Genomic DNA, 16,113 nt, shown 5'->3' with positions numbered 1-16,113 from the left:
ACGGCAGCACCCGGTCGGGCGAGGCCGCCCCGATCTTTTCGGCGCTGGCCACGGGGCCGCCGTCATCGAACCGTTCGCTGTAGTGCGGGTTGCCTGGATCGTTGCCGGACGCGGCGCCGAATGATCTCTTCGGCCACCGCCAGGTTCAGCAGCCAGGCAAGGCCCATGATCACCGTCCGGGAGGGCTCGTCGGCGGGCCCGAAAAGCATCGCGCCGGGGATGAGCAGGAGCGCCTGGGTGCCGGCTGCCACCGCGATCGCGTAGGCCCGGGTCATCCAGCTGCCGTGGCCGACGAGGTCGCGGCGCGAGATCGCGCGGATGCCCAGGGCGAGGCTGGCCACCATCGCGGCCCCGAAGAACAGGCGGAGCAGCGACATGACCAGGCCGTCGCCGGGCGGGTGCGGGTAGAACGCGGCCATCCACATGCCGGAGAGGGCAGCGAACAGCCCGGCCGGGAGCAGGAGGATGCGGCCCGCGACCCGGTGCCAGCCGGCGCGGCCCCGGCGCAGGGCCGGCACGAACTGGAACGCTCCGACCAGGCTGAAGACCGTGGCGCCGACAATATGCGCCAGCACCGGAACCGGGGAGTCGAGGAACCGGGCGTTGTGCACGGTCGGCACGGCCCCGCCGGTCAGTTCGCCGAGCCGGGCGGCCCCGGCCAGGACCGGGATGAGGCTGAGCAGGATCAGCCCGGCCGGCACCGGCCAGGTGGGGCGCGGGCGCGGTGTCCGGAGCGTTTCAGTGATCTGTGTGTCGTTCATCGGGGACCAGCTCCTCGGGGTGGGACGGCGTCGGATTGACCGAGAGCAGGGTGAGTCCCACGTCGCCGATGCGTCGCAGGATCCCGTGCAGGGCGGCCTGGTCGGTGACCGGGCCGGTCAGGATGGTGGTTCCGTCTCGGCCGGCGGTCAGCTCGAAGCCGTCGAACCAGTCGCTCCAGCCCGCATCCAGCTGCCCCTGGATGCGGATCTCGAAGCGGTGCGGATCAGCGGGTCTGGGCGGCACGGCGGATGCCTCGTTCGGTGCCCGTGATGCCGTTGGTACCTTCGGCACCGTCGGTGGGCTGCTGCGCCGCCCGGCGCTGGGTCGACCACAACGAGTAGCCGAGCCAGATCAGCGCGAGACCCATCGGAATCGCGGCCATCCGTTCGACGGTGTGCGGAAGCAGGCCGGCCACGGGCGTCAGCACGGCAGCAACGATGAGCAGGATGCTCGCCCCGCGGGACAGGACCCGGGCCCGGAGGACCGCGATGCCGAACAGCAGGGCGCCGACGATGTAGAGGGCGCTGCCGACGGGCACGACCAGGGCCAGCGGGCCGAGATCGGTCGTGCTGGCGTAGCGGCCGAACAGGCCGACGAAGTCCGTGGCGAACTGGGGCGCGACATCCGTGAGCAGGGGCGCGATGAGGGCCTCGGCGAAGTTGAAGGCCGACTGCAGGATGAAGAAGAGGCTGAACATGAGGTAGCCGATCAGGCCGAGCACCCCGAGCCGGCGCACCTGGCTGAGGTACAGGCCCGCCAGCCCGATCAGCGCCAGGATGGCCATGCTCAGGCTGAGCAGGTGCACGACCAGCCACATCGGGGTGGTGATCGAGGTGATGACGTCACGGGGATGGATGAACTGGATGACGATGTAGATCAGTCCGGCCAGCGCGGCGGATGCGCCGGCGGCGCGGGTGAGGCCGGCCGGGGTGACGGTGGCACGGGCCGGGGCCGAAGAGGTGGATGCGGAACGGGTGGGACTCATGGCGGTTCTCCTTGACGGGTGAGGTCGATTGTCTCCAGGCGGCAACCTGAGGATGACTGGAATCTACGGAGACACCTGGTGACGCGGCATCACCCGGCATGGTGATCGACGTGGTGATTGTGCGGATGGCTGCGCCGAAGATTGTGCGGATGCCTGTGCGGATGCCTGTGCCGATGGCCGTGCGGTGGATCGGGCGGATGGCTACAGCTTGAGCAGGCCCAGCGCCTCGGCCCGGCGCACGGCCGCGGGGCGGCTGTTCACCTCGAGCTTGCCGAAGATGTGCCGGGTGTGGGTGCGCAGGGTGTTCAGCGAGATGTAGAGCTCCCGGGCGATGTCGGGGCCGCTCAGCTCGCTGGCCAACAACCGCAGCACGTGCCGTTCGCGCTCGCTCAGTGGGGCGGCGAGCTCGCCCACCGGTGCTTCGCTCCCACCCGCCTGCAGGCCGCCCGGCACGAGCGCGCCGCTCAACCGTCGGACGGCCTCGGGAGCGATGCCCGCGGCGGCGGCGTGCCTCAGCAGCGCCGCCATTGGTTCACCCTCGTCGAGGAACAGCCGGCAGTACCCCTCCGGCTCCGCCCGGCGGAGGGCCTGCTCCAGGGACTCGAGCGCCCGGGCGATGTTGTCGTTCGCCGCGTGCGCGAGCGCCTGCAGCAGCTGGATCTCGATCACGCTGTCCCAGCGCCGCCCGGTCTCGGCGGTCGCGAGCAGCCGGCCCAGCAGGTGCAGCGCCTCGCGGTGCCGGCCGACGCCGGGGTCGGCCCGGTGCCCGGCGATCAGCAGCCGGGCCAGGGTGAGGTGCTCGAATTCACGCAGGTAGGTCGGGGCATCCGAGCTCGACAGGCCCCGCGCCCTTGCCCAGGCGGTGGCCTCGCCCAGGCGTCCCTGGCTGATCCACACCCGGGCCGTCTGCGCGTGGATCGGGTGCAGTTCCGGCAGGAACCCGCGCCGGTAGTGCCGCTCCGCCGTGCCGAGCAGCTCGAGCGCGGCCTCGGGGTCTCCCTGCGCCTGCCGGATGTGTGCCATCGACACGAACCAGCGGTACCGGTTCTCGTGCGAATGCGCCTGTTCGCCGAGCGCCTCGCTCGCGGCCAGGTGGGCCAGGGCAGCGGGCAGGTCGTTCTGCTCCCGCAGGATGTCGCTGAGCCCCACCTCCAGGTCGCCGGTGGACTGCGGGGGAGTGCCCTCTGCGGCACTCAGCCGGAGCGCCTCCCCGAGCGCGTCCTCATAGGACCGCTGGGCATCCCGCAGTCGCCCCTGGCCCAGGAGCATGTCGGCGGTGGGGATGGTCGTGCTGAGCGCATCCGCCAGGTTGCCGGCCCGCCGCAGGCTGGTTCGGACCTCGCCGAACGCCCGCACCCCGGCGTCGAGGTCGCCGGTGGCCCACGCGGCGAGCCCGAGGAACCCCGCCGCCGCACCCCGGCCCAGATGGTCGCCGGGTTCGGTGAGGTCCAGGGCCCGTTGCGCGTGGGTTCTCATGCCGGCCAGGTCTCCGCGGGCCTGCGCCACCGCGGCCCGGTACACGGCGATCGTCACGGGCAGGGTGCGCAGTTCTTCGCTCGGCGCCGAGTCGTGCGCCGGCCGCCCCGCGGCATCCCGGGTGGCCAGGGAGCTTTCCGCGGCGGCCAGCTGTGGTTCAACGGCCTCCACATCGCCGGCGACGAGCGACGACCACGCGCGATAGACGCCCAGAACCGGCCGGCGACGGATGACGGGTGCCGGCAACAGCGCCAGCCAGCGCAGCAGGGTGGCGTCGTGCCGGCTCAGCCGCACGGCCGGAACGGCGAGCTCGATCAGCCGGGCCGCCCGCTCGACGTCGTCGGCCGCCAGAGCGTGTCTCACGGCGTCCTCGATGAGGTCGTTGCGTTCGTACCACTCGCTCGCGCGAGTGTGCAGAACGTGCAGGCCGGGGTCCTGGCCGGCCAGCCGGGCCCGAAGCACATCGGCGAACAGGTGGTGGTAGCGGTACCACTGCCGCCGGTCGTCCAGCGGAACCACGAACAGGTTGTCACGCTCCAGGGCGGCCAGCATCTCGCTGCCGCCGGTGAGCCCGGTGACGGCGTCGCAGAGCGCACCGTTCAGCCCGTCCAGGACGGAGGTCCGCAGCAGGAAGTCGCGCACCGTCGCGGGTTGGCGCTGCAGCACCTCCTCCACGAGATAGTCGAGGACAAACCGGTTGCTGCCGGCGAAGCCCGCGATGAAGCCCGATGCGTCGTCACGCTCCCGCAGTGACAGGGCGGCCAGCTGGAGCCCGGCGATCCACCCCTCCGTGCGGGCCTCGAGCACCGCGACATCCGCGGCGGACAAGTTCAGCCCCATCATCTCGTGGAGGAAACCGGCGGCCTCGCCCGGGGTGAAGCGCAGGTCGGCAGCCCGCAACTCGGTGAGCTCACCGCCGGCGCGCAGCCGGGCCACCGGGAGGAGCGGGTCTGACCGGCTGGCCAGGGCGAGGTGCAGCGTGGGTGGCTGGTGGTCGAGCAAGAACGAGACGGCGTCACGGACGGGTTGCGCCTCGATGGCCTGGAAATCGTCGATCACCAGGATGATCGGGGTGGTGCCCTCGGCGAGGGCATTGATGAGGGCCGTCAGGGTCTGGTCGACCGAGCCCGGCTGGCCCGCCACGGCGACCGGCTCGAGCGCGGGATCGGCTGCCTGCAGGGCGCTGACCAGGTATCCGAGGAACCGGGCCGGGTCGTTGTCGGCCGCGTCGAGTGAGATCCAGGCGACCCGCAGCAGGGGATCCCGCCGCCGGGCGTCGGCGATCCACTCACTGAGCACCGAGGTCTTGCCGAACCCGGCCGGGGCCGACACCAGCGTCAGCTTGCGGCCGGCGCGGCGCCCGTCGTGCAGCTTGTCGATGAGCCGCGGGCGGGACACGGCGTGGGATCGGACGGCCGGAACGAACAGTTTGGTGGTCAGGACCGGCAGTGCCATGGCCGGTCAGTTCGATGTGGCCGGTGTGGCGCGGGCGCGCAGGCGGATGCGTTCGCGGCGCGCGCCGAACCGGCCCGAGCCCGGGCGGATGGTCTCTGCACTCGGCTCGTCGGCGATCCGGGAACTGGGCCTCATGGGCTCACCTAAACACACCGCCATGGTCTTGGCAACGAATGGCGCCCGACCACCGCACCGGCTCAGTCCATTCGGGCGGCCGAATGCTGCCCGTGTGTGTGCGCCTCGGTCTCGGAGAGTTCCCGCAGTGCGATCAGGGCTCGGGGCCACATCTCGGCGAACATGTCGGCGTAGCGGTTGTCCACATCGATGTCCACCACGACGGTGGTGACCCCGTCGGCCTCGGTGAAGGTGTACTTCTCGTGAGTACCGGCCACGGCACGGGCGTCGTCGCTCGTGGTGTCCTCGATCCCGTTCACGATCTGCCCGCGGTATTCGATCGAGACGAACTCGTGTGGGCGGTGTTCGGCGATCACCCCCACCATGCCGCTCGCCGTGCCGTCTTCGTTGTCACCCAGGAAGAGGATCTCGCTGCCCGGCAACCAGGAGCCCTCGAAGTAGGAGCCGGGCTGGAACGTGCTCGCCCAGAGGCGGTAGGTCGTATCGTCCAGCATCGTCTCCCACACCACCTCGACGGGTGCGTGGACAGCGATCTCATAGCGTTGGCTCTGCATGCCGGGAGTGTAGCCCGCATCCGATCGACGCTCCAGGTCGATGCCGCTGTGGAGCTGTACAGGTTCGTATTTGCATTCGTGTGCGCGCCTGTGGATAAGCCTGTGCACAGGGTGTGGAAACTCCCGCCCTGACTGCTCACGGGCTGTGGATTGTGCTGTGGATATCCTGGGGACAGTGCTGTGCAATCGGTCCGGAGGGCTTCGGCGCGGCGCGACCGGGAGCGTGCCCGATCGTGCTAGGAGTATCGAAGATGGCTTCGTCGGGGCTCCGTTCGGATGGCGCGCCGCTCCCGCCGGTCGGCCCGTGTCGGTCCCACGGTCTAGCCTGAGCACTAGCGGCACAGGGGCCGTGGGCGGGCGCGCACCGGAGCGCTCTCGCAGAGGGCAGCCAGTGAGTGCGACGGATATGAGCCGGTCGGCGGAGTTCGACGCGTTCGGCCCCTGGGTAGACCGGGTGCACGACGCCACCGAGGTCCCCGGCCTGTACCGGGACTATCCACTGGATTTCACGACCAGCCGACTGGTTCTCAAGGTGCCCCGCAACATCAGCCGTCGAGACGCGCAGCCGACCATGGACCTCTACGACCACCTCATCGTGGTGGCGCCGGAGGCGCTCATCGTGCTGAGCCGGGCAGACGCCGGCTACACCAGGAGCGTGTTCGGCTACGCCGACATCGTGGCCCTGACCGACACCGTCGACCTGGTCGACGGCCGCCTGGACATCCTGGCCGGCACCGGGGACACCTTGACGGTGCCGTACAACGGGTCGTCCGAGGACGTGATCACCCACCTTGTCGACGTGTTGAGCGAACTCTCCCTGGCAGCGATGCGACGCACCCCAGCGCTGCCTCTCCCTGCGCCCGATGACCCGCCAGCGGACCTGGATCTGCTCGACCTGGGCAAGGAGGATGTGGGCCTGGTCACCTCGTACTTCGACCTGATGCGCCACGAGTTGGGGGCGAGCCTGCTCGCCGCCCATGGCCGCACGGTGCTGCCACCGCGTGGCGGCCGGATCAGCCGCGCCGTGCACGAGTTCTATCCGATGACCCTGCAGGGAGCGGTGCTCTGCCGCACCGAACGCGAGCTGCACATCATCGGCCGCAAGACCTGGCTGCTCCGCGGCAGCGCCCCCGACCTATCGCGCTCCCACACGACGATTCCGCTGGCAGCGATCGAGGAGATCAACCTGCGCCCGCACCCCGACTACCTGGGCGCATCCGTCGTTGCCCTGCGGCTGGGCACGACCACGCTCGACATCGTGCTGCCGGAGGGATCGGCCGCGGTGCAGGCGCTCGCCGGGTAGCCGGGCGGGTCCCAGGTCATTCCCAAGACTCCGCCGCGCGGTTATCGTTGGTGGCATGAAGCTCATCACCTACGCCGGCGGCACCATCCTCACCGGCGACCACGTCGCGGAGGCCCTGCTCGGCTACGTCACCGCGCACTCCAGGGGAGAGGAGAGCATCGCGGTCGACATCAAGGTACTCGAATCCGACGGCAGCACCCGCACGCACACCCTGGTGCTCGGCCCGGCCACCGAGCTCGATGTGGCGGATGTGGCCGAAGAGAGCCTCGCGGGGGAGATCGAGCTGTTTCCGTTGCCGGTCTTCCCGCCCGCCCGCGTCCTCGCGGTGGAGGAGTCTTCGGCCCAGACCGAAGCCGAGGCCGAGCTGCACGACGCCGACTTCAACGAGGCCGTCGAGGAGATCGACCAGGGTAGCGACGGGCGCCGGTAGCCCAGCGAGTGTTCCGGCCGGCTGCACGTTCTAGCCAGCCGGACCGCCTCGGCCTACACTCCGTGGTGAGACACCGGGCCGCACCGGTACTCGGATGCTCCTGCGGGCCTCCAGCCGAAACGAGGAATGCGATGGGCAAGTTCATCTACGGGTCGCCGGCGATCTCGGTGGAAATCGATGATCGCACGCTGGCGCACCTCAAGGTCGTGATCGTGGCCAAGCTGCGCCGGGGCGAGAGTTTCGCGTTCTCGTGGGAGAGGTCGAAGGAGTCCGGCAGCGGCCACAGTTCCATCTGGTTGAACCCCGCGGTGCCGCTCGACTTCGAGTTCTCCGGCAAGCGCGAGGCCACGCTCAACCGGGCCTGGCTTGACGATCTCGTACAGCTGGCGAACACCCCGGCCGGCCTGCGTATCCTGCCCGAACCGCCAGAGCGCAGCCCGAGCCCCACCTGACCGGCGCCCCACCTGACCGGCGCCCCACCTGACCGGCGCCCCACCTGAACGGAGCGCAGGACACCTCAGGTGAGGTGGTCGAAATCGCCGCGCACCCAGCCCCAGTGCCTGTCGGCCGATCGGCGCACGATGGCGCGGGCATCCGTCTGGATCACGGTGTCGAAGTTGCCGTAAAGCCTGTCGAAGTCGAATCTCTCCAGGCTGCGGGCTACGCGCTCCACCACCGGGCCCGATAGCGGCAGCCGGTTGGGGTAGCTGCGCATGAAGCTCACCGAGGTGCGATCGGGGTTGGCGAACACGGTGTCGCCGCTGAGCAGCACGCCGCGCCCCCTGGCTCCGGCCGCCCAGTGGATCACCCCGCTGCCGGGAAAATGCCCGCCCACCTGCACCAGGGTGACGCCGGGCAGCAGGTGCACCTCGGTCGACCAGGGTTCGATCACCGGGTCGGGCCTGGCAACCCAGGCCAGGTCGGCTTCGGCCACCAGCACGGGCACCCCGCCGAGCGCCCGGCTCCACTCCACCTGTACGCCGAACATGTGCGGATGGCTGGCCACGATCGCGCGCACCGGGCCGTGCGCGAGTACCTGGCTGGCGATGTCGTTGTCCACAAACCCGATCGGATCCCAGAGCACGCTCCCCGTGGGGGTGTAGAGCAGCTTGGCCTGCTGACCGATGCCCACGTGCGGGGTGCTCTCGATGCCGAACAGAGCGGGTTCCAGCTCGCGGAGGTCGGCCCGGACGCCGGCCTCGTGCAGGTCGTAGAGCGTGCTCCAGCGCTGGCCGGTGGCCGGCACCCCCTGTCGTTCATCGGCGCAGATGGCGCAGGCGCCGGAGTCCTCGGCATGCTCGACGCCGCAGGTGGCACAGATCCAGAAGCTCACGGGGTCCTTCCGAGGTGCGGCGGGGGCGGGTGTTGCCGCCAGTATGCCGCCGAACGCACCGAGTTGCCCACCTGCGGACGAGTTGCTCCCGTGCTCCGGGGCAAGTCGTCCGAACCGGGGCAACGCGGCGAGAGGTCAGACCGACTCGACCAGCCCGGCGGACACGTCCCACAGCCGGTGGGCGGCATCCGGGTCGAGTGCGTGCGGCAGCACCCCGTGGATGCCGTCGACGATGCCCGGCACCACGGCTGCGGGGTGGCAGTCCTCGTAGTAGCCCGGCGTCCCCACGCCGAGTGTCGCCCGGGTGGCCACGAACACCGACGTCGCGGCGCCCTGCTCCGGGCTCTTCCCCGGGTACCGGCGCTTCATCCCGGCCAGCATCTCTGGATCCCAGTGCCGCTGCAGGTTCGTCCAGATGCCGCCGGGCATCAGGGCGGCCGCGGTGATGCCGTCGTCCGCCCACCGCCGCGTGGCGTCGAGGGCGAACAGCACGTTCGCGGTCTTCGACTGGCCGTAAGCGAGGCCCGAGTCGTAGGCATCCCGCTCAAAGAACAAATCGTCGAACCGGATGCCGCTTGACCCGTGCCCACTCGAACTCACCGCCACGATCCTGGCGCCGCCGGCGGCGGCCAGCGCGGGATGCAGCGCCGTGGCGAGCGCGAAATGGCCCAGGTGGTTCACGGCGAACTGCATCTCCCAGCCGGCCGGAGTGCGTAGCTCGGGGGTGTGCATGATCCCCGCATTGTTCACCAGGATGTGCAGAGGCCCGGACCAGCCGGCGGCCAGAGCCCGCACCGACTCGAGGTCGGCCAGGTCGAGGTGGGCCACCCGTACCGCGTCGTTACCGGTGCTCGCACGGATGTCCGCGGCCGTGCGGGCGCCAGCCGCGAGGTCCCGGACGGCGAGCGTGACGCTCGCGCCGGCTTCGGCCAGCGCCCGGGCGGTCTCCACCCCGATGCCGGAGCTTGCACCGGTGACGAGGGCGGACCGGCCGTGCAGGTCGATCCCCTCCACCACTTCGAGCGCGGTGGACTCGGCCCCGAAGGATACAGCGCCCTGAAAAGCAGCGTCGGTCATCGCGGGCCTCAGCCGAGCCGGGTGTTGACGATGCCGCCGTCGACATCGAGCACGGTGCCGTGCACAAACGTCGCGTCGTCGGAGACCAGGTAGCGCACCGCGAAGGCGATGTCGACGGGGCGCACCGGCCGGCCCGCCGGGGTGCCGGCGGTCATCGCCTCGAGCACCGCGGCGCTGTCGGCGTTGCCCGGCGTGTTGGTTGCCCCGGGTGCCACGGTGTTCACGTTCACACCGCTGGGCCCGAACTCGGCGGACCAGGTGCGGGTCATCTGCTCGACCGCGGCCTTCGACGCCGTGTAGACAGCGCCGAAGGGCACACCCACCCGCGACATCCACGAGCCGACGTTCACGACCCTGCCGCTGCCACGTTCCGCCATCGCCGGCGCGAGTTCGGCGACAAGCACGTGCGGAGCGCGGATGTTGGTGGCCAGAACCGCTTCGAGGTCGGCATCCGCCAACGCCGCGGTGGCCGTGGCGGGGTAGATGCCCGCGTTGTTGACGAGGATATCGACCTGCCCGCCGAGCGCGGCGGTCGCCTCGGCGGCGAAGCTGCGAATGTCGGCGTAGGTGCCGCCGAGGTCGCCGACCACGGCATGTGCGCGGCCGCCGGCGGCGATGATCGTGTTGACGACGGCCTGGGCGCGGCCGGCATCCCGGCCGCTCACCACCACCTCGGCACCGGAAGCGGCGAGCACGCGGGCGATGGCTTCGCCGATTCCGCTGGTGGAGCCGGTGACGACGGCGGTGCGTCCCGCCAGGCGGGTATCGGGGGAGAGGGACTGGAGTTCTTCGCTATTGGACTTCATGGTCCATTCCTACCACAACGTGGACCAAACGGTCCAGTGGGCTACGATCAGAGGATGGAGGACAAGAAGATCACCGCCCGGGGCCGGGCCACCCGGCAGCGGATCATCGAGGCCACCGGTGAGCAGATCCTCGCCGCCGGGATCGGCGGCACCACCCTCGACACGGTGCGAGCGGCCACGCTCACCAGCAAGAGCCAGCTCTTCCACTACTTTCCCGGCGGCAAGACCGAGCTGGTGCGCGAGGTCGCGACCTGGGAGGGCCAGCAGCTCCTCGAGGCCCAGGAGCCGTTCATCCATGACCTGAGCACCTGGGAGTCCTGGAACCAGTGGCGCGGAGCCCTGGTGGAGTACTACCTGGGTTTGGGTCGCTGGGCCTGCCCGATCGGGTCGCTGGCCACCCAGGGCGCCATGACCGATCCCGACCTCGAGGCCTTCCTCGGCGCCAGCATGGCCGAGTGGCGGGACCTGCTGGCCGCGGGTGTGGCGAAGATGCAGGTCGCCGGCCAGATCGACCGGGCGGTCGATCCCCAACGCATTGCCGTCGTGATCCTCGCCGCTATCCAGGGCGGGCTCGTGCTCAGCCAGCCGATGCGTTCGGCCTGGCCGCTCGAAGCGGCCCTCGACTCGGCGCTGGAGCCCTTGCACCAGGCCGCGACCTAGCTCCCTGCGCGAGGCGCTAGGGTTCGGAACCGGTCCGCACCGGCCGGCGGAGCCGGTACCGGTACCGGCCCGAGAGCACCCCGATCAGCCACTCGATCGGTCCCTTGCCCACGAACCGCCACCAGAGGATCCCCAGGATCGGCACGCCGATCACGAGCACGACCCAGGCGACCGGGTCGGTGCTGCCGAAGTGGATCCCATTGGCCGACATCCACCCGACCACAGCCACCTGGAATACGTACAGCGACAGTGAAATGGAGCCGATCGCCTCGAAGGGCAGGAATACCGTCCGCACGGCCGCGGCGGTTCGCCGGCCGCCGAGCGACGCGAGCAGCATGATCACACCTAGCACCCCGAGCACCAGTCCGGCGTCGTGCAGGGTGTCGAGGTAGCTTCCCGACGGGCTGAACTCCTCGCCGGTGGCGCCGCGCCACAGCGGACCGAGCCACCAGGCCGGCACCGAGAGCGCGAGCAGGATCCAGCCGGCGCGGCGGCCACCGAAGCGGATGCGGAACAGTAGCGCCCCGAATAGGAACCACGGCAGCAGGTTGGTCACCCGGTAGTGCGGGCTGAGGAACAGCCACTCGAGCAGGAAGCTCGCCGGGGTGCGCTCACCCACCGTGATCAGCGGGCCGGTGGCGGCCAGCATCAGCGCGTTGAGCGGGGCGCCGACAACCAGGACCGCCGCCAACACGGCGACCAGCGCTCGGGTGCCGAGCAGCACCAGTGGCGTGCCGATGGCGAGCACGATCCCCAGGAACGACAGCACGATCGCGATCCAACTGCCCCAGGTGGCCAGGAGCAACCCGAGCAGCACCAGGATGGCGCCCCGGATGACGTTCTGCACGATCACCGTGCGCTGGGCGGCCGCGGTGCCCGCCTTGGCCAACACGATCGCCGCGGCCGCGCCCATGGTGGTGGCGAACAGGGGAGAGGCCACGTCATTGAGCTGCCCCTGCAGGAACAGGGTGGCGGCCGGTTGCTCCGCCATGATCGGGCCCGCGTGCGCCACCAGCATCGCGATGATGGCCACACCGCGGGCCACATCGGGAACCAGGAAGCGGCCGGGCTGCAGGCGCGGGGCGAGGGGGACGACAACTGCCCACCCGGTCATGCGGTCACCTTTCGACGGTGCTGGTCTGGAACCTCGCCGGTGGGATTCCTGATCGCAGGTTCACTCACCGTACTGCAGATAACCTGACCCCGGCATGCAGTCAGCTCAGGGCGATAAGACCCGTCAGGCCTGCCAAGACGACGCACAGCGGCGCCATGGTCCACCGCTCCGGCCGTGACCGGGAGGCCGCGTTCAGGACGATGCCCAGCAGGAAATAGCCGGCCAGGACCCAGGTCGCGATGCTGACGACCGCGGGCCACGGGATGACCTCGGCCAGCCCGGCCCGCTGCAGAATGAGTACCGCGAAGATCAGGTACAGGCCGATCGAGGTGGCGCTGCCCAGGCGCTTGCGGATGGGTAGCACCCGGTCTTGCCCGCCCCAGGCGAAGTGCCCCAGCGGAGCTCCGGCGATGAGGGCGGCCTGGAAGATGATCAGTGCGACCATCAGCACGCAGAAGGTCACGGCGGCGCCCGCCACGAGACCGGCGCTCATCGCGACACCGCGCTCGAGCCGGCGATGCCGTCGAGAACGTCCAGCGCTTCATCCGCCCAGGCGAGCGAAGCGCGTGCGGCGTGCTCACCGGCCAGCACGGTGAGCAGGATGTACGGTGCATCCGGGCCGGGGTCGGCCTGCAGTTCGGCGCGGATGTCCCGCAGCCTGGTGAGGTCGGCCTCGGCCTTGGCCCGCGTGTCCATCACGAGCCGCCGGCAGGCCTCCTCGCCCAGTTGGCGCCCGAAGAACAGTCGCAGCAAGACGCCGTTCCGCGGCTTCACCGGGTGCGGCGCCTCGGCCAGGAGGTCGCGCAGGCGCGCACTGCCCTGCGGGGTGATGGCGAACGTGGAGGAGCCGGCCCGGAGGGCAGCTTGGCGCTCGATCAGCCCGTCGCGTTCGAGCGCCGCCAGGGCCGGGTAGATCTGCCCGAAGCTCTCCGCCCAGAACTGCCCGAGGGCATCCCGGATCTGCTCCCGCAGGGCGTAGCCCGTCATCGGGGCGATGCTGAGGCCGCCGAGGACGGCCATCTGGGTTTGGTCTGAGGGTGCCACAACGTCTCACTTTCTATCTAGTAGAGATATCTAGCAGATAATGACGCTTGACGCCAGTCCGCGATGTGTTCCGTGTCGACAATCCGGAGTGCACCCGACGGCGATCTGGTGTGAGCGCGCCCTCACGCGGCGGGAGACTCACGGTCCAGTGCGCCATTTCTTGCCGCCGGCCCCCTGAAATACGTCATGCTGCACCCCGCGAGCAGCGCCCCGGCGCCGCCCCAGACCAGGTCTCCGATCGAGTCGTTGTAGCCGACAAAAATCTCTGGATCGAGGAAGGTGTGCCCGACCCACTCGAACACCTCCCAGAGCACGCCGAGTGCCAAGCCCAGCGCCGTGGTCACCACAGCGGCCGACAGCAGGGGCCGGGGCAGCGTGCCCGCGTCGGCCAGAATGCCGAACTGCACAAGAACGACGTAGAACAGCGCGGCGCACAGCCCGTTGGTGAGGAAGTGCACCGGCAGGTCCCACCAGCGGGTGGTGATGTAGATCCCCAGCACGCTGCTCCAGACCGCCACGAGCACCACGGCGCCGAAGGCGATGTCAACGCCCGGCCGGAGCTCCAGCATCCGGGGGAGTAACGTCGCCCCAGCCACCACCGCCAGGCTCAGTCCCGACATGGGGCCCCAGCCGATGCCGGCGACGACGATGCCGACCACGGCCAGCGCCCGCAGTGCGTCGGCCGTGCCTTCCGCGACGCCGGACGGCCGGCGCAGCAATGTGTGGATCATGGCCAGCACACTAGTCGGATCGGTCGCCGGCGGAGGGGTGTTCCGGGCGCAGCACCGATCGGCGCAGTACCGATTGGCGCAGCACCGCTTGCACCGGTTCGTGGTCGGACGCCGAGCGTCCGTCGAACCTGGCCGCGTTGATGCCCGTGCTCGCCACCTCGACGCACGGCCCCACCAGTACGTAGTCGATGCGAGCCCCGCCGCGCCGCTGGGGTCGGTACCCCGAGAAGGTGCCCCACTGCGGGGTCAGGCGTTCGGCGGCCACCACCCAGGAGTCCCGGAGCGCGCCGTCCCCCGTCAGCCGCCGGTACACGGCGGATTCCACGGTGGCGTTCAGGTCGCCGGTCACCACGATCGCGGCGTCAGGTTCGGCGGCGTGGGCGCTGTTCACCAGGGCCAGGATGAACTCCGCCGAGGTGAGCCGGGAGCGCCAGGAGAGGTGGTCGAAGTGGGTGTTGAAGGCCAGCAGACGGTTGCCGGTGCTGAGATCAGTGAAGTCGGCGGACACCACCACCCGCCGGGTGAGATTGCCCCACGAGCGCGACCCGTGCGCGTGGGGCGTTGCCGAGAGCGCCCGCTGTTGCCACGCGGTCAGCTGCAGGCGCCGGCTGTCGTAGAAGATCGGGTTGTGCTCATCGTGCCCGGCGGCATGCCGGCCTCGGCCCACCCACCGGTACTGCGGGCCGAGCGCGTCGGCCACAAAATCCACCTGGTCGACCAGCGCCTCCTGCGCGCCGAGCACCGTCGGCTGCTCAGCCGCGAGAAGCCGTTTCACCAGCAGTTTGCGGGCATCCCACCGGTCGGGGCTGCCCGGCCTCAGGGTGGGCACCCGGCGGCGGATGTTGTAGGTCATCACCTGCAGGTCGGGCGCGCTCACCGCACCGATCAGCGCCGCATCGGTCATGCGGCCTACCGTATCGAACTGTGAGAAAAGCACCAGGATCCGCGAGTTTTTCGGGGCTCAACTCACAGCTCGCGTGCCCTACGAGCGGGGTGCGAGCGGATGCCCGCGTAACTGCGCCCGAAGCGGACAAGTGGCCCCGGTGTGCCGGGTGCAATTGTCCGCACGGGGACCAGTTCCGCCGGGCGCGTGGGCGCGGGAGCGCGCGGCTATGCCGCTTCGGTGTCCAACGCGGGCAGCTCCAGCTCGGCCCTGAGCTCCGCCGCGGTGTGCCGGCCGCCGAAGACCGGCGAACCCGGTTCGAACGCCACGCCGGCCTCGAGCGGTCCGGCGTAGACGGCGTCGAAGCCGAAGCGCTCGATGACCTCGGCCACAACGGATGCGGCGTCCGCGTCGCCGGCGATGGCCAGCGCATGCCGGTCGTCGGCACCGGCGGGCCGGGCGTCGGTCTCCAGGTCGTGGTAGCCGATGTGATTGAGCGTCTTCACCAGCCGGGCGCCGCCGAAGTGCTCGGCAACGACCTCGCTGCTGCCGCGCGGGTCGCCGGCGAACTCGTCGAGCCGGCCGTCGATGGGCTGCCAATAGTTCATGGTGTCGAGCACAAGGCGGCCGGCCAGGGTGGTCGGGTCGACCGAGCGGAACTTGTGCATCGGCACGGCGAGCACCACCAGGTCGGCGCTGGCGGCCACCTCGGCGGCGTTCATGGCCACGGCGCCGGGGGTGACGATGTCGACGATCAGCTGGATATCGGCGGCCGGGCCGGAGCCGGCGATGTGCACGGCGTAGCCTGCCCTGAGAGCGGTGCGGGCGATGGCGGAGCCGACGCGGCCCGCTCCGAGAATGCCGATCGTGGTGACCATGGGGGCCTTTCTGCAGGAACGTCGGCGCCCGAGTGCGAACGCCGGTATCCCACGATGGCAGACCCTGCCGCTTAGCGCCAACCAGTGGTAAGCTGCTAATCAATAGTTAGTGAGGTGCTCGGTGAACGAACCCGTTGGACAGGGCATGAGCGAGTCCACCTTCGCCCTCGACGAGGAAGAATGCCGCCGGTTCCAGATCTCCGTGGAGCTGGCCGGCCGCAAGTGGAGCGCCGCGATCCTCATGGCTAGTGCCCGCGGCGCTCGCCGGTTCTCCGACTACCGCACCCTCGTGGAGGGCATCTCCGACCGGTTGCTCGCCGCCCGGCTCAAGGAGCTGCAGCAGGAGGGCCTCATCGAGCGCACTGTACAGCCCACCACGCCGGTGTCGATCAGCTACAACCTGACTCCCTCGGGCCGCCAGCTGATCTCGCTGCTACGCCCCCTGGTCACCTGGAGCCGTGCCCGCCAGGGCGCGGTGACGGCGTAG

20 protein-coding genes are annotated in these 16,113 nt (G+C 70.3%); 5 read left to right on the top strand and 15 right to left on the bottom strand.

Annotated elements, in window-relative coordinates:
* Positions 1–62: 62 nt before the first annotated feature.
* The 6 genes from BJQ95_RS18850 to BJQ95_RS18825 form a co-directional block, all read right to left on the bottom strand.
* Positions 63–761, bottom strand: a complete 699-nt coding sequence (locus BJQ95_RS18850) for a DUF2306 domain-containing protein (protein ID WP_130176228.1) — start codon at positions 759–761, stop codon at positions 63–65.
* Complete coding sequence (locus BJQ95_RS18845) at positions 739–1,005, bottom strand: hypothetical protein (protein ID WP_130176227.1); 267 nt, start codon at positions 1,003–1,005, stop codon at positions 739–741. The genes BJQ95_RS18850 and BJQ95_RS18845 overlap by 23 nt, the downstream gene beginning before the upstream one ends.
* A complete protein-coding gene (locus BJQ95_RS18840) occupies positions 986–1,747 on the bottom strand; it encodes a hypothetical protein (RefSeq protein WP_205750020.1) in 762 nt (253 codons plus the stop codon). Before BJQ95_RS18840 ends, BJQ95_RS18845 begins: the two co-directional genes overlap by 20 nt.
* A gap of 201 nt (positions 1,748–1,948) precedes the next feature.
* The gene (locus tag BJQ95_RS18835; RefSeq protein ID WP_130176226.1) at positions 1,949–4,678 is read right to left on the bottom strand and encodes a LuxR C-terminal-related transcriptional regulator; all 2,730 of its coding nucleotides are present in this window, start codon (positions 4,676–4,678) and stop codon (positions 1,949–1,951) included.
* A gap of 6 nt (positions 4,679–4,684) precedes the next feature.
* The gene (locus BJQ95_RS18830) at positions 4,685–4,813 is read right to left on the bottom strand and encodes a hypothetical protein (protein ID WP_256041465.1); all 129 of its coding nucleotides are present in this window, start codon (positions 4,811–4,813) and stop codon (positions 4,685–4,687) included.
* A 62-nt stretch (positions 4,814–4,875) separates the two neighbouring features.
* Positions 4,876–5,367, bottom strand: a complete 492-nt coding sequence (locus BJQ95_RS18825) for an SRPBCC domain-containing protein (protein ID WP_130176225.1) — start codon at positions 5,365–5,367, stop codon at positions 4,876–4,878.
* A 391-nt stretch (positions 5,368–5,758) separates the two neighbouring features.
* Between BJQ95_RS18825 and BJQ95_RS18820 the strand changes: the two genes are divergently transcribed.
* The 3 genes from BJQ95_RS18820 to BJQ95_RS18810 all read left to right on the top strand — a co-directional run bounded on the left by BJQ95_RS18820 (position 5,759) and on the right by BJQ95_RS18810 (position 7,552).
* Positions 5,759–6,670, top strand: coding sequence for a hypothetical protein (locus tag BJQ95_RS18820; protein WP_130176224.1), 912 nt, complete (start codon positions 5,759–5,761; stop codon positions 6,668–6,670).
* A 55-nt stretch (positions 6,671–6,725) separates the two neighbouring features.
* The gene (locus BJQ95_RS18815; protein WP_130176223.1) at positions 6,726–7,100 is read left to right on the top strand and encodes a hypothetical protein; all 375 of its coding nucleotides are present in this window, start codon (positions 6,726–6,728) and stop codon (positions 7,098–7,100) included.
* Positions 7,101–7,231: 131 nt separating this feature from the next.
* Positions 7,232–7,552, top strand: a complete 321-nt coding sequence (locus BJQ95_RS18810) for an ATP-dependent DNA ligase (protein ID WP_130176222.1) — start codon at positions 7,232–7,234, stop codon at positions 7,550–7,552.
* A 65-nt stretch (positions 7,553–7,617) separates the two neighbouring features.
* On the opposite strand, the gene BJQ95_RS18805 is transcribed toward BJQ95_RS18810, so the two are convergent.
* The 3 genes from BJQ95_RS18805 to BJQ95_RS18795 form a co-directional block, all read right to left on the bottom strand.
* Positions 7,618–8,433 carry an MBL fold metallo-hydrolase gene (locus tag BJQ95_RS18805; protein WP_130176221.1) on the bottom strand — a complete coding sequence of 272 codons (816 nt, stop codon included), beginning with the start codon at positions 8,431–8,433 and terminating at the stop codon, positions 7,618–7,620.
* 135 nt (positions 8,434–8,568) lie between these two features.
* Entirely contained in the window at positions 8,569–9,510 is a 942-nt protein-coding gene (locus BJQ95_RS18800; RefSeq protein ID WP_130176220.1) for an SDR family NAD(P)-dependent oxidoreductase, read from the bottom strand.
* Positions 9,511–9,518: 8 nt separating this feature from the next.
* Positions 9,519–10,316, bottom strand: a complete 798-nt coding sequence (locus BJQ95_RS18795) for an SDR family NAD(P)-dependent oxidoreductase (protein ID WP_130176219.1) — start codon at positions 10,314–10,316, stop codon at positions 9,519–9,521.
* Between the two features lie 54 nt (positions 10,317–10,370).
* Here BJQ95_RS18795 and BJQ95_RS18790 point away from each other — a divergent pair, with 54 nt between their 5' ends.
* Positions 10,371–10,976: a TetR/AcrR family transcriptional regulator gene (locus tag BJQ95_RS18790; protein ID WP_130176218.1), complete on the top strand. Its 606-nt coding sequence runs from the start codon at positions 10,371–10,373 to the stop codon at positions 10,974–10,976.
* A 16-nt stretch (positions 10,977–10,992) separates the two neighbouring features.
* Here the strand turns inward: BJQ95_RS18790 and BJQ95_RS18785 are convergent, their stop codons facing one another.
* The 6 genes from BJQ95_RS18785 to BJQ95_RS18760 form a co-directional block, all read right to left on the bottom strand.
* Entirely contained in the window at positions 10,993–12,090 is a 1,098-nt protein-coding gene (locus BJQ95_RS18785; RefSeq protein ID WP_130176217.1) for a hypothetical protein, read from the bottom strand.
* Positions 12,091–12,190: 100 nt separating this feature from the next.
* A complete protein-coding gene (locus BJQ95_RS18780; protein ID WP_130176216.1) occupies positions 12,191–12,583 on the bottom strand; it encodes a hypothetical protein in 393 nt (130 codons plus the stop codon).
* The gene (locus BJQ95_RS18775) at positions 12,580–13,134 is read right to left on the bottom strand and encodes a PadR family transcriptional regulator (RefSeq protein WP_130176215.1); all 555 of its coding nucleotides are present in this window, start codon (positions 13,132–13,134) and stop codon (positions 12,580–12,582) included. The genes BJQ95_RS18780 and BJQ95_RS18775 overlap by 4 nt, the downstream gene beginning before the upstream one ends.
* 122 nt (positions 13,135–13,256) lie before the next feature.
* Positions 13,257–13,865: a hypothetical protein gene (locus BJQ95_RS18770; protein WP_130176214.1), complete on the bottom strand. Its 609-nt coding sequence runs from the start codon at positions 13,863–13,865 to the stop codon at positions 13,257–13,259.
* Positions 13,866–13,875: 10 nt separating this feature from the next.
* On the bottom strand, positions 13,876–14,769 hold the full coding sequence (locus BJQ95_RS18765; RefSeq protein WP_130176213.1) for an endonuclease/exonuclease/phosphatase family protein: 894 nt from the start codon (positions 14,767–14,769) through the stop codon (positions 13,876–13,878).
* 206 nt (positions 14,770–14,975) lie between these two features.
* Positions 14,976–15,626: an NADPH-dependent F420 reductase gene (locus BJQ95_RS18760; protein ID WP_130176212.1), complete on the bottom strand. Its 651-nt coding sequence runs from the start codon at positions 15,624–15,626 to the stop codon at positions 14,976–14,978.
* Positions 15,627–15,771: 145 nt separating this feature from the next.
* Between BJQ95_RS18760 and BJQ95_RS18755 the strand changes: the two genes are divergently transcribed.
* Positions 15,772–16,113: a helix-turn-helix domain-containing protein gene (locus BJQ95_RS18755; RefSeq protein ID WP_130176211.1), complete on the top strand. Its 342-nt coding sequence runs from the start codon at positions 15,772–15,774 to the stop codon at positions 16,111–16,113.

It is taken from the genome of Cryobacterium sp. SO1 (genome assembly GCF_004210215.2).
In the GTDB taxonomy this organism is placed as follows: domain Bacteria; phylum Actinomycetota; class Actinomycetes; order Actinomycetales; family Microbacteriaceae; genus Cryobacterium.
This window is presented reverse-complemented; position numbering and strand designations above follow the sequence as displayed.

Coding starts and splice junctions, on each gene's coding strand:
- BJQ95_RS18850 (WP_130176228.1), bottom strand. CDS start 761: ATGAACGACACACAGATCACTGAAACGCTCCGGACACCGCGCCCGCGC.
- BJQ95_RS18840 (WP_205750020.1), bottom strand. CDS start 1,747: ATGAGTCCCACCCGTTCCGCATCCACCTCTTCGGCCCCGGCCCGTGCC.
- BJQ95_RS18835 (WP_130176226.1), bottom strand. CDS start 4,678: ATGGCACTGCCGGTCCTGACCACCAAACTGTTCGTTCCGGCCGTCCGA.
- BJQ95_RS18830 (WP_256041465.1), bottom strand. CDS start 4,813: ATGAGGCCCAGTTCCCGGATCGCCGACGAGCCGAGTGCAGAGACCATC.
- BJQ95_RS18825 (WP_130176225.1), bottom strand. CDS start 5,367: ATGCAGAGCCAACGCTATGAGATCGCTGTCCACGCACCCGTCGAGGTG.
- BJQ95_RS18815 (WP_130176223.1), top strand. CDS start 6,726: ATGAAGCTCATCACCTACGCCGGCGGCACCATCCTCACCGGCGACCAC.
- BJQ95_RS18810 (WP_130176222.1), top strand. CDS start 7,232: ATGGGCAAGTTCATCTACGGGTCGCCGGCGATCTCGGTGGAAATCGAT.
- BJQ95_RS18800 (WP_130176220.1), bottom strand. CDS start 9,510: ATGACCGACGCTGCTTTTCAGGGCGCTGTATCCTTCGGGGCCGAGTCC.
- BJQ95_RS18795 (WP_130176219.1), bottom strand. CDS start 10,316: ATGAAGTCCAATAGCGAAGAACTCCAGTCCCTCTCCCCCGATACCCGC.
- BJQ95_RS18790 (WP_130176218.1), top strand. CDS start 10,371: ATGGAGGACAAGAAGATCACCGCCCGGGGCCGGGCCACCCGGCAGCGG.
- BJQ95_RS18785 (WP_130176217.1), bottom strand. CDS start 12,090: ATGACCGGGTGGGCAGTTGTCGTCCCCCTCGCCCCGCGCCTGCAGCCC.
- BJQ95_RS18780 (WP_130176216.1), bottom strand. CDS start 12,583: ATGAGCGCCGGTCTCGTGGCGGGCGCCGCCGTGACCTTCTGCGTGCTG.
- BJQ95_RS18770 (WP_130176214.1), bottom strand. CDS start 13,865: ATGATCCACACATTGCTGCGCCGGCCGTCCGGCGTCGCGGAAGGCACG.
- BJQ95_RS18765 (WP_130176213.1), bottom strand. CDS start 14,769: ATGACCGATGCGGCGCTGATCGGTGCGGTGAGCGCGCCCGACCTGCAG.
- BJQ95_RS18760 (WP_130176212.1), bottom strand. CDS start 15,626: ATGGTCACCACGATCGGCATTCTCGGAGCGGGCCGCGTCGGCTCCGCC.
- BJQ95_RS18755 (WP_130176211.1), top strand. CDS start 15,772: ATGAGCGAGTCCACCTTCGCCCTCGACGAGGAAGAATGCCGCCGGTTC.